Here is a 12,643-nt window from a genome sequence, read left to right on the forward strand (position 1 = left end):
ATTCATGGTGCGGGGCTTATTCCACTTCCAGTTCGCTGACACGCATCTCGTCGCCAGCGGTCACCTGTACCTGATGCTTGCCGCACAAGGGGCAGGCATCAAAGCGGGCGTGAATGGCCACGCTCTGGCTGCAGGCCAGGCACCAGCCCGTGCCGGGCTGGCGCACAAAGTGAAAGCGCGCGCCATCGGCCAGCGTGTCGCGGCTGACCACGTCCAGGCAGAAGGCCAGCGCCTCGGCTTCCACCCCGGCCAGCTCGCCTATGCTCAGCCACACTTGCCTGACCCGGCTGAAGTCCTGCGCCTTGGCCTGGTCTTCCAGTAACTGGACGATGCCTTCCGCCAGTGACATTTCATGCATATTCCACATCCTTGCTTACGCTGTACGGCACACAGGGGTCGATCAGACTGATCTGCCGCTGCCATTCTGCGGCAGGGGCGTCTGCCAGAAAACCCAGACTTACCCGCAGTACCCCTTCCGGGTGCGCATGCCACAGTGTGGGCGGCAGCACCCGGTAACGGCTGATGCAGCCACTGGCATCCAGCGCCGCCAGATGCACCAGCGGCCCGCGCGCGGTTTCCACCAGTGCCAGCGCGCCATCCGGCAGGCTGGCCACGCTGCTTTGCAATAGTGCACCATTCAGCCAGCGCGCCAGTTGCAGCAGCCGCGCCAGCAGCCGCGCCCGCGCCAGCAGGCCGGCGGCCAGCAAACCGGGCAGATGCTCCGCTTCGCGTGCCAGTGCGCTGGCTTCGCAGGCTTGTCCCTGCCATACCGGCCCGCCAGGGCGCAGCCAGTCGGCCAACTGGCTGGCCAGGGTGGCGGCATCCAGCGCCGGCAGCAGCGCGCAGCCGGGCAGTGGCTGGTCCAGCTGCTGCAGCCAGCGTGCCGGGGCGGTGGCGCCCTGTTGCATCCACGCCAGCCAGCCATCTTCACCACCTTGCAGCCAGTGGCCGCAGTCTTCACCGTAGACCATGGCCTCGGCCAGGCTGCGCAGCGCCGGCAGGTCCTGTGCCGCACGCCATTGCGCCATCCAGTGCGCCGCAGCCGCTGCGCCGTCAAATGCTTGCGACCAGTCCAGCAGCAGCTTGCGCAGGGTTTCGCGTACCGCTTCCAGCGTGATGCTGCCACGCTGCTGCGGACTGACGCTGACCGGCTCGCCGGCAGCCTGCTGCAGCACCAGCCGGGCGGCCAGCGTCTGGGCGCGGGCGCACAGGGCAAACAGCATGGGCGTGGTGTGCACCGCCTGCGCTGCGCTCTGGCCGATGAACAGCCGCTCGGCCTCCAGGCGCGGCCAGCTTACGCGAACGGCAGGTGCGCTGTCCTTGTTCTGGCTCAGGACAATGTGAATCTGGTCGGCTTTCATCGGCCCAGTCCAAACAGCCGCCGCCGCGACAGATCCGGTGCGGCAGGCTGTGCCGGCGGAAACAGCAGTTTCAGCACTTCCAGTGCGGTGGTGCGGGCGCTGTCCTGATCGGCAAACTGCAGCACCGGCGAAAACAGCGAGCACAGCCGGTAGTCGCCCAGTGCGTCTTCATGGCCAGCCATGAAGGGCAGGGCATCGCCGGGCAGGGCGATCACGGTTTCGCCGGTTGGCGGCACCGCGGGCAGGCTGTCAGTGTCGATGGGCAGCAATAGCAGGTTCATGAACCAGGGCGTCAGCAGCACGCCGGCCCACAGCCGGCCTTGCGGGCCACCCCATTGCTGGAAGCCGATGGCCTCCACCTGCAGCGCCGGGTTGAGGATGGGAATGCCCTGCATGCGGCTGGCGGCGATGTCACGGAACAGTGCCTCCAGCTGCGGGGCGGGCGTGGTGGCAAAGAGCTGCGGGTACTGGCTCATGTTGGCTCGGCCAGTACCATGAACTGATCGCGCGCGCCGTCGCACTCCGGGCAGCGCCAGTGTTCCGGCAGCGCGGAAAACGGCGTGCCGGGCGGAATCTGCCACACATCGTCGCCCAGGGCCGGGTCGTATACCCACCAGCAGATCTTGCACTCCATGCGCGCATCGTCCGCCAGACTGGCATCACGGCCCAGATAGGAGCCTTCAAAGCGCCCGTCCATCAGTATTCCCCCTGCAACCACTGCCAGGCTTCCTGCAGGCGGTCCAGCGAGTCGGCCAGATCGTCGGTGGAGGCCAGCGCCACTTCCGGAATGCGGGTGATTTCCAGGGTATCCAGCAAGATGGCATTCATGCCGTTGAAGTACTGCACGCGCCAGACATTGGCCAGCGAGGTGGCCATGACGCGGCATTTGCCATAACCGCGCGAGAACACGCCGCTATTGCCCGGCCCCAGGATGGCATCCAGGCAGTCCATGTCGGCCGGGCTCATCGGCAGCAAGGAAAAGTTGATGATATGGGCCTCGCTGCCGGGGTTTTGCATGGCGGCGGCAATTTCGGTCAGTACCGGGCCGGCGTTCATCAATTGCGCGGGCAGGGAGGGAATGTCCAGCTCGGCCTTGCCAAAGGCACGGGCGGCCTGCCAGACGGCAGCGGGAATCGGGCAGGCTTCGATGCGGTCGGCCAGCAGCTGGCCTTCGGCGCTGCTTTCCAGCACGCGCCAGATGCCGGCGAAGACCGACTCCTGCATGTCCAGTTCGCGGCCGTCCAGCAGCTTCACCCGACAGGACACCTCGCCTTCGCCCAGCAGCTGGTTGATCAGCTGGCGGTTGGCGCTGTCAAGCTGGCTGATGTCCTGCACCGGGTAAACCTCGGCATCACCCCGATAGCCCTGCAGCTGGGTAATCAGCTCGGCAATCACCTGTTTGGCAGCATGCAGATGTTCCACTTCTTCCGAAGTGGGCAGGGTGGGCTGGTCGAAGCTGTCGATTTCACGCGGCAGCGGCATATAGGCCAGGTCCGGGTCTTCCGGCTGCGAACCGGGGCCCAGGCCGACCACGGCGACGGGGAAGGGTTTGATGTTCATGCGCAACCTTTCTCGCTGCTGGCACTGGTCACTGCAATGCCGACCGACGGTGGGCGACGGGTGGGGGCGGTCAGCTTGTCGGCAAAGCTGTGCACGATGTCCGGCCAGTCTTGCAGGCCGGCGATGATGCCCACGTATTCGCCCTGGCGCAGAAACAGCAGGGCGGGGAATTTCAGGATGCCAAAGCGTTTGGCGATGGCCTGGCTGGCCGGCAGGTCGGCATAGGCCACGTGGAAGGTGTCGGCGGGGAATTCACGCAGCACTTCCGGCACGATCACCACATTGTCCAGTACCTCGGGATATTTCACCGGGTCGGCATTCAGCATCACGATCAGGTTTGGCGTGGCGCTGGCCAGGCTGTCCAGCCTGGCGGCATCGACGGCCTGGTAGCCGGTGTCCGCCAGCCTTTGCAGCAGATTGTCTTGCGGGTTGCTCATCAGGAGGGTTTCCTTTGTGCGTCGAATTGCGCTTGCAGATGCGGCGGCAGTTGCGGCTCGCGCTGATTGAGATCGGCCAGATGGATGGCCGGGTCGAAACGGCCATTCATGGCGGCATCCAGCGCCGCCAGCGCATCCAGAATGTCGGCGGCCTGTTGCGGGCTGAGCACTTCGCGCGCGGCGCCGGTAAACACCAGCAGCCAGTCGCCGGGCTGTACCTCGCCCACCAGCGACAGATCCACCGTTTGCCATTGCCCGGCGTGCTGACAGTCGGCTACCAGTCCATGGCAGCGCTCCACTTGCATGGGGATGCCCAGGCACATCAGCCTTCTCCTTGCAGTACGCGGTCGTCGCCAATGCGGCAGGCGGCTTCAGCTGACGGGCGCTCGTTTTCATAGCGCTGCATGTCCAGGCTGGCATGGTTCAGCCGCTCGCCATCCAGCCGCGGCGCCAGCGGCACCCCCCATTCCTGCAATTGCGCCACCGCCAGCGCAATGGCCGGCTCCAGCCGGGCACGTACCGGCTCGGTCAGGCTGCCGCCATAGTCTTCCAGCTGCACTGGCTGCACGCCGATCAGCACGATGCTGGCCGGCAGATTGCCCTTGAGATCGGCCAGCGCCAGCACCTCGGAAAAACCGGTCTGGTGCAGGCTCATTTTCTTGGCGGTAAGGTAGGCCGGCACCGCGTCGTCGCGATACACCTTGAGCGTGCCCGGTTCCAGCCCGAAATCGATGGCGTCGAACAGGATCAGCCGGTCGGCGGCTTCGACATAGGGCAGCAGCAGCAGCCCCTGGGTGCCGCCGTCCACGACCTCGACCTTGGCCGGCAACTGATAGCGGGCATACAGCTGCTCGGCTGCACGGACGCCAAAGCCTTCGTCGGCCCAGAGCAGATTGCCCAGCCCCATGATGATGATGTTGTCGGTATGCATGCTGTGATGGCCTGTAACGGAGTGGGTTACAGATCAAGTTTCGTGCCAGTGCCGGACTTGCCGGGAATATGTGCCGGATCAGGGGTTTGCCGCTTATTCCATATGCAATGCAAGGACATTTTCCTGGCAAATGGAAAGTAAAAGTGCAAACCAACTAACCAGTGGTGGTCAGGCAGGTGTGATGGATGGGTGTATTCCCGGAAATGGGCATGGCTGATGCGGGAATGGCGGTCGGCTGATGGTGAAAACCGCGCTGGGCATGCAACTGGTCAATGAAGTCTGCGGCCGTCCTGGACGCAGAGCCAAGCACCTTGCCATTGGGGCTGGCGGCGCAGTGGGTGACGATCAGATTGATGGTACGGGACACGGTATTTCCTCATGCAGGACATGAGGCAAATCGTAGGGAAAGTCAGGGGGTGGGCAGATTGGGAAGGGGGGCGGTACAGCCAGGTGGCGATGAGTGATATCTGAGATGGGTAGCCCGCTAAGCCATTGCATTTCCATGCAATATGGGTATCGCCATGGCAAGGCATGTCAGACTGCTAGTAATCGGAAAGAGTCAGCTTTCGATCAGAAGCGGCCATTGCCTTGATACGAAGCCAAGGTCTCAAATTCGGCCAAAGCGGTCAGTCGCAGCCCAAAGTCAAGACGTCTTCTTTGGGCATGATTACAGCCGTGCTCAGAGCACCCTGACACAGGTCAGATATCCAAAGGTAGCCGTGAATTGAATTTTATTTCTTTCAGTGCCAGGTTCGAATGGATAGAACTGATGCCGGGGATGACCCGCAGCGCTTCGATAAAATTGCTGTAATCGTCCAGGTCATGGGCCAGTACTACCAGCAGGTAGTCTGCTTCGCCGGTGATTTTGTGGCAGGACAGCACCTGCGCATGGTCCTGGATCAGTGTTTCGAACCGGTTAGGCTGTTTGTCACCAACATTGCCAAAGCTCAGACTGACAAAAGCCATGACGTCCAGCCCCAGCTTGCGCCGGTCCAGATTCGCCTGATAACCCAGGATATAGCCTTCTTCTTCCAATCGCTTCAATCGTCGCCAGCAGGGCGTTACGCTCAGTGACAGCTGCTCAGCCAGCTTTGGCGTGGACATGGCACCATCGCTCTGCAGATGCTTCAGGATCGACAGGTCCACAGCATCCAATGCTACTGTTGGTATGTTCTTCTTCATTTTTGGGATGGAATTGGTTTTTCTTTTCTTATATTGCCAAATAAACAGCAAGAAAAGCAAAATAATTACTTTCGTCAATCTGCATAATTTGCATCAGGACAACAGCCAAGTGATGTCAAGATGCTTACCTTCTACAACCCCGATCATCATCTACACCATGCTTCCGAACTCAAGGATGGCAAGGTGTCTCCCTGTTTTGAACTCCCTCACCGCGCAGACACCGTACTTGCCCGCGTACGTCAGACTGGCTTGGGTGAGATTGCCTTGCCTGCTCACTATGCCAACGAACGCTATGCACGGGTTCACAGTGAGAGGTATGTGCACTTTCTGGAAACGGCCTGGCAGGAGTGGACCGCGCTGGGCCACCAGCACGATGCCTTGCCGCTAGTCTGGCCTGTGCGCGATTTGCGCAGTGATATAGAGCCTGAACATATCGACGGCAAGCTGGGCTTTTATGCCATGGATGCTGGCGTCGCCATTACTGCAGGCACTTGGCAAGCAGTACGTCGCAGTGCCGATACCGCGCTAAATGGCATGGACTACCTGCTTCAGGGTAATGGCAGTGCATTTGCACTCTGCCGCCCCCCCGGCCACCACGCCGCTGCTGAGTATATGGGTGGCTACTGCTACCTCAATAACGCTGCAATTGCCGCGCAATCCTGCCTGGATCAGGGAGGGAAGCGGGTGGCCATTCTGGATGTGGACTTCCATCACGGAAACGGTACGCAGAGCATTTTCTACGATCGCCCAGACGTGCTCTTTGTTTCATTGCACGGCGACCCACGTTGCTCCTATCCCTATTTCTCCGGCCACCGTGATGAAACCGGCAAAGGTGCAGGCCAGGGCTTCAACCTTAATTACCCCTTGCCACACGGTACCGACTGGGAAAGCTATGCGGTGTCTCTCAGTGATGCCTGTCAGCGTATTCACGCTTACCAGCCTGATGCAGTCGTGATTTCCCTCGGGGTAGATACCTTTGAAAACGACCCGATCAGTCACTTCCGGCTGACAAGCCAGGACTATTTCAAGATGGGGGCGGCTATTGCTTCCATCGGAGCGCCGACGCTGTTTGTGATGGAAGGTGGGTATATGGTCGATGAAATCGGTATCAATGCAGTCAATGTGCTGCAAGGTTTCGAAGGAGATAAATGAATGAATGCACGTACATCCGTACTCATGGCCCCCGATAGTCTGGCAAGCCAATTTCAGACGCGCTATCTCGATATCGCCGACATTCGCACCCTCCTGAGCCGGAAAGGCATTGAGAACGTGCTGCTGGAGCTGGTTGCATATATCGAGTCAGATTATCGCCGCTGGCAGGATTTTCAGAAGTGCGCCCGCGTAGCCAACCACTCGCAGCAGTGTGTCATTGAATTGATGCCGGTTTCTAACAGCGAGTTGTATGGCTTCAAGTATGTCAACGGCCATCCTGTCAACACCTTCCAGAACATGCTGACGGTGATGGCATTTGGCGCCCTTGCCGATGTTGCAACCGGTTTTCCTTTGCTACTGAGTGAATTCACCATTGTCACTGCCTTGCGCACGGCGGCTACTTCCGCCTGGGTTGCCAGCTTACTGGCCCGACCGGCAGCACGCAGCATGGCGGTCATCGGCAATGGCGCACAAAGTGAATTCCAGATTCTCGCATTCAAGGCAGTGCTGGGGATTAGCGAAGTTCGAGTATTCGATATTGATCCGGCAGCCACCGACAAGTTACTGGCAAATCTTGCCGGCATAGCAGGGCTGACCTTGATCCGCTGCAACTCCACCGCAGATGCCGTACGCGGCGCAGATATCGTCACCACAGTGACTGCAGACAAGAACTACGCCACCATCCTGACCCCGGAAATGATAGAGGACGGCATGCATATCAATGCGGTCGGTGGGGACTGTCCCGGTAAGACCGAGTTGCATGCCGATGTGCTACGCCGGGGCAAAGTGTTTGTGGAGTACGAGCCCCAATCCCGTATTGAAGGGGATATCCAGCAAATGCCGGCGGACTTTGCCGTGACCGAATTATGGGAGGTTCTGCAGCACCAGAAGTCAGGTCGTGAGAGCGAAGCTCAGGTCACCATTTTCGACTCAGTCGGCTTTGCGCTGGAGGATTTTGCTGCGCTCCGTTATCTGCATACCCATGCAGAAGCGATGTCGCTCGGCCAATTGATGAATCTGATTCCGCAAGATTTCAATCCCAAGAATTTGTTCGGCTTTTCCCAGCAGTCTGACTAAGGGCTTGCGACAAGCCTGTGTAGAAAAACATAAACAAGGAGATTCAGATGGAGCAACTCAAGATTTTCGGCAGCATGACGGTGTTGGCGCTTGCGCTATCTGCCTGTGGTCAGCAGCAAGGCAATCAGGGCGCTAAAGAGCAGGGGGCGACGCCAAGTGACAGCCTTACCGTCAAGATTGGCCAGGCTTCACCGCTTAGCGGGCCAATCTCACACCTGGGCAAGGATGTGGAGAATGGCGCCCGCCTGGCGATTGATGATCTGAACAAGGACGGGGTCGTCATCAATGGTCAGAAGGTTCATTTTGAACTGGAGTCAGTGGATGACCAGGGAGACCCCAAGGTTGCCACTCAGATGGCCCAGCGCCTAGTCGATTCTGGTGTTGTCGGCGTAGTGGGCCACCTGAATTCAGGGACCTCCATTCCGGCGTCCAAGATTTATTCTGACGCGGGAATCCCGCAAATTTCGCCATCGGCCACCAACCCGGCGTTCACCGCACAAGGCTATAAAACTACCTTCCGGATGATTGCCAATGATGTGCAGCAGGGATCGGCAATGGGCAAGTTTGCTGCTGCCGGTTTGCATGCCAAGACGGTCGCCATCATTGATGACCGTACCGCATACGGACAGGGCCTGGCGGACGAGTTTGAAAAGGCAGCCAAAGCTAATGGCATTGTGGTGGTAAAGCGGGAGTTCACCACCAACGTTGCAACCGACTTTACGGCCATTCTGACTGCGATCAAGGCGAATCAACCCGACCTGATCTATTACGGCGGGATGGATGCACAGGCGGGGCCGATGGCTAAACAGATGAAACGCCTGGGGCTTAAGTCAAAGTTGATTGGTGGCGATAGCATACAGACGCCGGAATTCATGAAGCTTGCCGGGGATGCTGCGGAGGGTACCTATGCCTCAGCCTGCGGTGTTCCCCGAGAAAAAATGGCCGGCTTCACTGACTTTGAAAAGCGCTTCAAAGCCAGTTTCAATGTGCCCGTGCAGGTGTTTTCGCCTTACGAGTACGATGCCGTCAAGGTACTGGTCGATGCCATGAAACGTGCCGGTTCTACCGATCCCAAGCGCTATCTGCCTGAGCTCGCAAAAACCAGCTACGCAGGGATCACCGGCAATATCGCTTTTGATGCCAAGGGTGATGTCAAAGATGGTGCCATTACGGTGTATCAGGCAAAGGCTGGCAAATGGGAAGTGGTTTCTACGACAGGAGGACTGTGACGGTTCCGTATTGTTAAATTGCATTTCCCCTATCTAACTTTGGCCAGCACTTGCTGGCCATTTTTTGTACACATATTGTGGCCGCTTCCAATAGGTAAGCGGCCAATTACCATTGGGTACTCAAACGTCAGATTTGGCCGATCAGTTGACGTTATGTCAGCCTGGTCGTCGGCAGTTCAGCCTTGTGTTGCGAGAAGGGACCGCCATCCCTAGTGTTGACTTTCAGGTATGGTGCTCGCGGTATTTCGATATTTCCCGACGTGAAGCCTACGGGGTCAGTTCGGTGAGGTTTTTCTTTGCAAAGGTTGTTTTCTCCGAAGCAAGTCAATTTTTTCTTCAAGTGTTCTTACGCGAGACGCAGGCTGTAGGGGAAATAGCAGCTGCAGGTAGTGACTGTACTCAAGTGCCTGGAGAGCTTTGATAAATGTCTCAAGATGCCCCATCCCATGAGTTTCTAGCCGTTTAAAGGTTCGAAGCGGAATGCCTGAGCGCTTGGCGAAAGAGACTTGGCTCTCCTTACGAAGTTTTCGGTACTGCCTAATTTTTGACGCAAGGTATCGACATAGCTCCACGCTCGACGCAGTTTTCAGGTAGTTAAGCTCTTGTTCTGGAGTCATTTATCTACAATTGGGCCAGAAGTGGCACCATCTTGATGGTGCTGTGGATAACTGCCAAGTTAACTATTGAACAGCTCGCACTGCAGTGCTAGGATTTGTGTTGCTGAGGTCGCTGATAGCTACATATTGTGTTGGCGATCAGCTATGCACTAAACCAAAAAGCCGGCATAAAGCCGGCCTTGGTAGTTCGTGTCAGCTCAAGGGCTGTCTCTGTTGAACGCTTTGTTGTGGTGACTCAGAGTACAACGGAACTTTGGTCAGCTCAAGAACAAAACACGGGTTGCATATTTATCCATGCAGTTTGTATCTGGAGGTATTTAAGATGTCCAGTAACAAAGGCAGTAACAACCTGTATATCGAACGCCGTTCCCAAGGCGATTATGCGGTCAGAAAACCTGGTTCTGAACGTGCGAGTGATGTTCTTCCAACACAAGGTGAAGCCATCAACCGTGCTCGGGAGTTGAATCCAGATGCTGCGATTCATGTAGAGCGAGTACGCAATACATCCGTTGACCATCCTGACAAGTGGCGTAAGCCGTAACGATATACCGTTACTGCTTTACATTGCATCAATGGCAGCCCTTGTGGGCTGCTTCTTCTACTTGACTGAATATGGCGATGTAGAACGATACAACTAGGATGGTATTTTAGTGGTGGTATTGCTGCACAAACCGGCCTTCATTGATTGCATACCTGCTGGCTGGTAAGGCCGATATGGGGGCTATGGGCCGATATGCTCTGACTTCCGTTTTGTGTGGTTCGCCGATGTATTAGAAGTAAAAATGGCCCGCCGGGGCCATTTCTCATTCAGAACAACGAGCCTTGCCCGGTATCACCCAGCGGGACAATGTCATCTTCCTTATCCAGAATCTCCTCAACCCTCCAGTCACATAGTCGGTATTTAGGCACCAGCACCTTGTTGATGGTGGAGTTATGGCCCAGCTCCAGGCAGTTGCTGCCGCCGTAGGCTTCCACCAGTTTGATGGTGGTACTCAGTCGATGATGATACGGACGTTTTCCGGGACCGGATGCAAGGCACGCCGCTATTGAATAAAAAGCCTTAAGCCAACAGCCCGCCTATCCATTAAATAGGCCGGGCTGTTTTGCACGGGTGATTGCGCGGGGTTAAGCCAGCAATTGCTGCTGTTGCTGCTGCAAACCCAGCAAGCCCTGCATCAGGTGATTGCGATAGGCATCAGACGGGTGCAGGGCCAGCAAGGCCAGTACTGCCTCCAGCGTTTGGGCCTGCTCCCGCAATGCGGATTCCAGCTGATCAAAACTGCGTGCAAACTCCTGCACCGGGCTGCGCAGTGCGGCAAAGCGGTCCTGCTGGAGCATGGCTTGTAGCAGCACGATGTGCTGGCGCATCTGGGGTAATACAGCAAGGGGTGGGGGATCAGTCGTCAACATTGCACTTCCTTGAGGTAAACCGTTGCGGGAAGTGCGGACAAATAGATGAGAAATGGCATATCGGCTCCTGATTAAGGTAAGCCTGTCCCCCGACGCCAATCGGGGGTGGCAGGCACATGGCAGGATTGGCGTACCGTAATCAGGAACGGCGCCTCGTAAGAGGCTCCCACCATGGCCCGCCATAGAAGACGTGCAATGGTGTACGGACGCGACAAAGCATGGGCTTTGACAAAAGTCCGTCTGATTACAGGACGCCAATCCCGGTGCCGCTATTGAACAGCACGGAGGGGATTATCTAGTGCTGCGGGTGGGAAGGCAAGAAACATGGGGGTAAGGCGGGCGGTGGCAAGGCGGGTCATGGTGTACGGAGCACGGGCCGTGGATGGCAACGCAGTACAAGGCTGCGCCAGTTGGTGACGCAAGGTTTAAATGCGACGTGCTTGCCGTAGCTGGCGGCGGGCCTGCGCCAGGTCCCAGGCGCTTTGCAGTGCCATCCAGAATTGCGCGTCCTGCCCGAACAAGCAGGCCAGCCGGATGGCGGTATCCGGGCTGATGCCGCGCTTGCCGGCAATCAGCTCGTTCAGCCGCCGCCGCGAAATGCCCAGCCGGCGTGCTGCTTCGGTCTGGCTCATTCCGGCCGGGGTCAGAAAGCGGCTGTCCAGAAATCGGCCGGGATGCAGCGGGGTGCGGGCACTGACGAGCGGGATGGTCATGGCGGTGGGCTGGGATGGCGTGTTGGGCTGCGTTGCTTTGCCGGCAGTATGTGCTGGCGGCAGTTCGACAAATCTCACGATCCTGTCAGGGCAATGAAAACGTCCGGGACAAGCTGATGTAACACCATCCCGGACGTTTTCCCTCTGCTTAATCCTTGAACATGCGGAAACCGCTGATCATGGTGGATACCATGCTCTGCTTGGACATGATGTCCTCGCGGATGGCGGCATACACGTGGATCATCACGAACAGGATGATGGACCACATGCCCAGCCGGTGCCAGTTGTGTACCGTCAGGCTGTTGCCGCCAAAGGCGGAAATCACCCAGCCAAAAGCCTGGTAGGCCCAGCTCTTGGTGCCCAGGCCCTCGCCGTACAGGGCAAAGCCGGAGAAGCACATGAATACCGCCACCCACAGGAAGGTGGCCATGGCGATCTGGCCTACCGGGTTGTGGCCGATGTATTTCTTCGGGTAGCGCTCGATAAACAGATACCAGCGCACTTCAAAGAAAAATTCCTTCCACCAGGCTTTGTCCCATACCGGCACCAGAATGATCTCGCGCGCATGGTGATTACCCACCAGTGCCCAGTACAGCCGGCCGATCAGGCCGATGGCCAGGATGTAGCCGGCGGTGAAATGGGCAAAGCGGATATAGCCCATGACGAAGTTGAAGGTGGCCTCACCCGGTACCGAGGGCAGGGGCTTGCCGATCAGGTAGCCGGTTACGGACAGGGTGATGATGCACAGCACCGTCACCCAGTGCCACAGGCGCACCGGCGCTTCATACACATAGACGGATGTGACCTTGCGGCCCAGGCCCTGCGGGGCGTTGCCGTCGAAGCCGTAGCTTTTCATGCCGAATCTCCTGTTTTCCCGCCGAACCACCACGCTGCCGGACATCCCGGAAGTGATGCGCACCCCGGCCAGCGTGGTGGTCGATCAGGAAGTTCGCCCGTATGGCCTGCGGGGGGAG

17 protein-coding genes are annotated in these 12,643 nt (G+C 58.2%); 4 read left to right on the plus strand and 13 right to left on the minus strand.

The annotated features are described in order from the left end of the window. Positions 1 to 16: 16 nt before the first annotated feature. The 10 genes from hypA to DFR38_RS13200 form a co-directional block, all read right to left on the minus strand. A complete protein-coding gene (gene hypA, locus DFR38_RS13155) occupies positions 17 to 358 on the minus strand; it encodes a hydrogenase maturation nickel metallochaperone HypA (RefSeq protein ID WP_211310761.1) in 342 nt (113 codons plus the stop codon). Beyond that, positions 351 to 1,361: a hypothetical protein gene (locus tag DFR38_RS13160; RefSeq protein ID WP_110313511.1), complete on the minus strand. Its 1,011-nt coding sequence runs from the start codon at positions 1,359 to 1,361 to the stop codon at positions 351 to 353. The genes hypA and DFR38_RS13160 overlap by 8 nt, the downstream gene beginning before the upstream one ends. Next, positions 1,358 to 1,837: a [NiFe]-hydrogenase assembly chaperone HybE gene (hybE, locus tag DFR38_RS13165; RefSeq protein WP_110313512.1), complete on the minus strand. Its 480-nt coding sequence runs from the start codon at positions 1,835 to 1,837 to the stop codon at positions 1,358 to 1,360. The genes DFR38_RS13160 and hybE overlap by 4 nt, the downstream gene beginning before the upstream one ends. Further along, a complete protein-coding gene (locus DFR38_RS13170) occupies positions 1,834 to 2,058 on the minus strand; it encodes a rubredoxin (protein WP_059287488.1) in 225 nt (74 codons plus the stop codon). Before DFR38_RS13170 ends, hybE begins: the two co-directional genes overlap by 4 nt. Then, a complete protein-coding gene (locus DFR38_RS13175; protein ID WP_059287487.1) occupies positions 2,058 to 2,921 on the minus strand; it encodes a hydrogenase expression/formation protein in 864 nt (287 codons plus the stop codon). The genes DFR38_RS13170 and DFR38_RS13175 overlap by 1 nt, the downstream gene beginning before the upstream one ends. Then, entirely contained in the window at positions 2,918 to 3,358 is a 441-nt protein-coding gene (locus DFR38_RS13180; RefSeq protein WP_059287486.1) for a thioredoxin domain-containing protein, read from the minus strand. The genes DFR38_RS13175 and DFR38_RS13180 overlap by 4 nt, the downstream gene beginning before the upstream one ends. Further along, positions 3,358 to 3,681, minus strand: coding sequence for a HypC/HybG/HupF family hydrogenase formation chaperone (locus tag DFR38_RS13185; RefSeq protein WP_059287485.1), 324 nt, complete (start codon positions 3,679 to 3,681; stop codon positions 3,358 to 3,360). The genes DFR38_RS13180 and DFR38_RS13185 overlap by 1 nt, the downstream gene beginning before the upstream one ends. Further along, positions 3,681 to 4,289: a HyaD/HybD family hydrogenase maturation endopeptidase gene (hybD, locus tag DFR38_RS13190; RefSeq protein ID WP_059287484.1), complete on the minus strand. Its 609-nt coding sequence runs from the start codon at positions 4,287 to 4,289 to the stop codon at positions 3,681 to 3,683. The genes DFR38_RS13185 and hybD overlap by 1 nt, the downstream gene beginning before the upstream one ends. A gap of 154 nt (positions 4,290 to 4,443) precedes the next feature. Beyond that, the gene (locus DFR38_RS13195) at positions 4,444 to 4,656 is read right to left on the minus strand and encodes a hypothetical protein (RefSeq protein WP_059287483.1); all 213 of its coding nucleotides are present in this window, start codon (positions 4,654 to 4,656) and stop codon (positions 4,444 to 4,446) included. Between the two features lie 332 nt (positions 4,657 to 4,988). Further along, positions 4,989 to 5,549, minus strand: a complete 561-nt coding sequence (locus DFR38_RS13200; protein ID WP_244909906.1) for an Lrp/AsnC family transcriptional regulator — start codon at positions 5,547 to 5,549, stop codon at positions 4,989 to 4,991. Positions 5,550 to 5,591: 42 nt separating this feature from the next. Here DFR38_RS13200 and DFR38_RS13205 point away from each other — a divergent pair, with 42 nt between their 5' ends. From DFR38_RS13205 to DFR38_RS13220, 4 genes are all read left to right on the plus strand, one after another. Further along, positions 5,592 to 6,623 carry a histone deacetylase family protein gene (locus DFR38_RS13205; RefSeq protein WP_059287261.1) on the plus strand — a complete coding sequence of 344 codons (1,032 nt, stop codon included), beginning with the start codon at positions 5,592 to 5,594 and terminating at the stop codon, positions 6,621 to 6,623. Beyond that, entirely contained in the window at positions 6,624 to 7,700 is a 1,077-nt protein-coding gene (locus DFR38_RS13210; RefSeq protein ID WP_204377563.1) for an ornithine cyclodeaminase, read from the plus strand. Between the two features lie 47 nt (positions 7,701 to 7,747). Further along, entirely contained in the window at positions 7,748 to 8,929 is a 1,182-nt protein-coding gene (locus tag DFR38_RS13215) for a branched-chain amino acid ABC transporter substrate-binding protein (RefSeq protein ID WP_059287262.1), read from the plus strand. 939 nt (positions 8,930 to 9,868) lie between these two features. Continuing rightward, positions 9,869 to 10,087: a DUF2188 domain-containing protein gene (locus tag DFR38_RS13220; protein WP_082693697.1), complete on the plus strand. Its 219-nt coding sequence runs from the start codon at positions 9,869 to 9,871 to the stop codon at positions 10,085 to 10,087. Between the two features lie 584 nt (positions 10,088 to 10,671). Here DFR38_RS13220 and DFR38_RS13225 read toward each other — a convergent pair. The 3 genes from DFR38_RS13225 to cybH form a co-directional block, all read right to left on the minus strand. Next, positions 10,672 to 10,956: a hypothetical protein gene (locus DFR38_RS13225; RefSeq protein ID WP_146215979.1), complete on the minus strand. Its 285-nt coding sequence runs from the start codon at positions 10,954 to 10,956 to the stop codon at positions 10,672 to 10,674. A gap of 425 nt (positions 10,957 to 11,381) precedes the next feature. After that, complete coding sequence (locus tag DFR38_RS13230; RefSeq protein WP_059287264.1) at positions 11,382 to 11,669, minus strand: HigA family addiction module antitoxin; 288 nt, start codon at positions 11,667 to 11,669, stop codon at positions 11,382 to 11,384. 148 nt (positions 11,670 to 11,817) lie between these two features. Further along, the gene (gene cybH, locus DFR38_RS13235) at positions 11,818 to 12,525 is read right to left on the minus strand and encodes a Ni/Fe-hydrogenase, b-type cytochrome subunit (RefSeq protein ID WP_110313513.1); all 708 of its coding nucleotides are present in this window, start codon (positions 12,523 to 12,525) and stop codon (positions 11,818 to 11,820) included. Positions 12,526 to 12,643 lie beyond the last annotated feature (118 nt).

This window comes from Aquitalea magnusonii (assembly GCF_003202035.1).
Classification (GTDB): domain Bacteria; phylum Pseudomonadota; class Gammaproteobacteria; order Burkholderiales; family Chromobacteriaceae; genus Aquitalea; species Aquitalea magnusonii.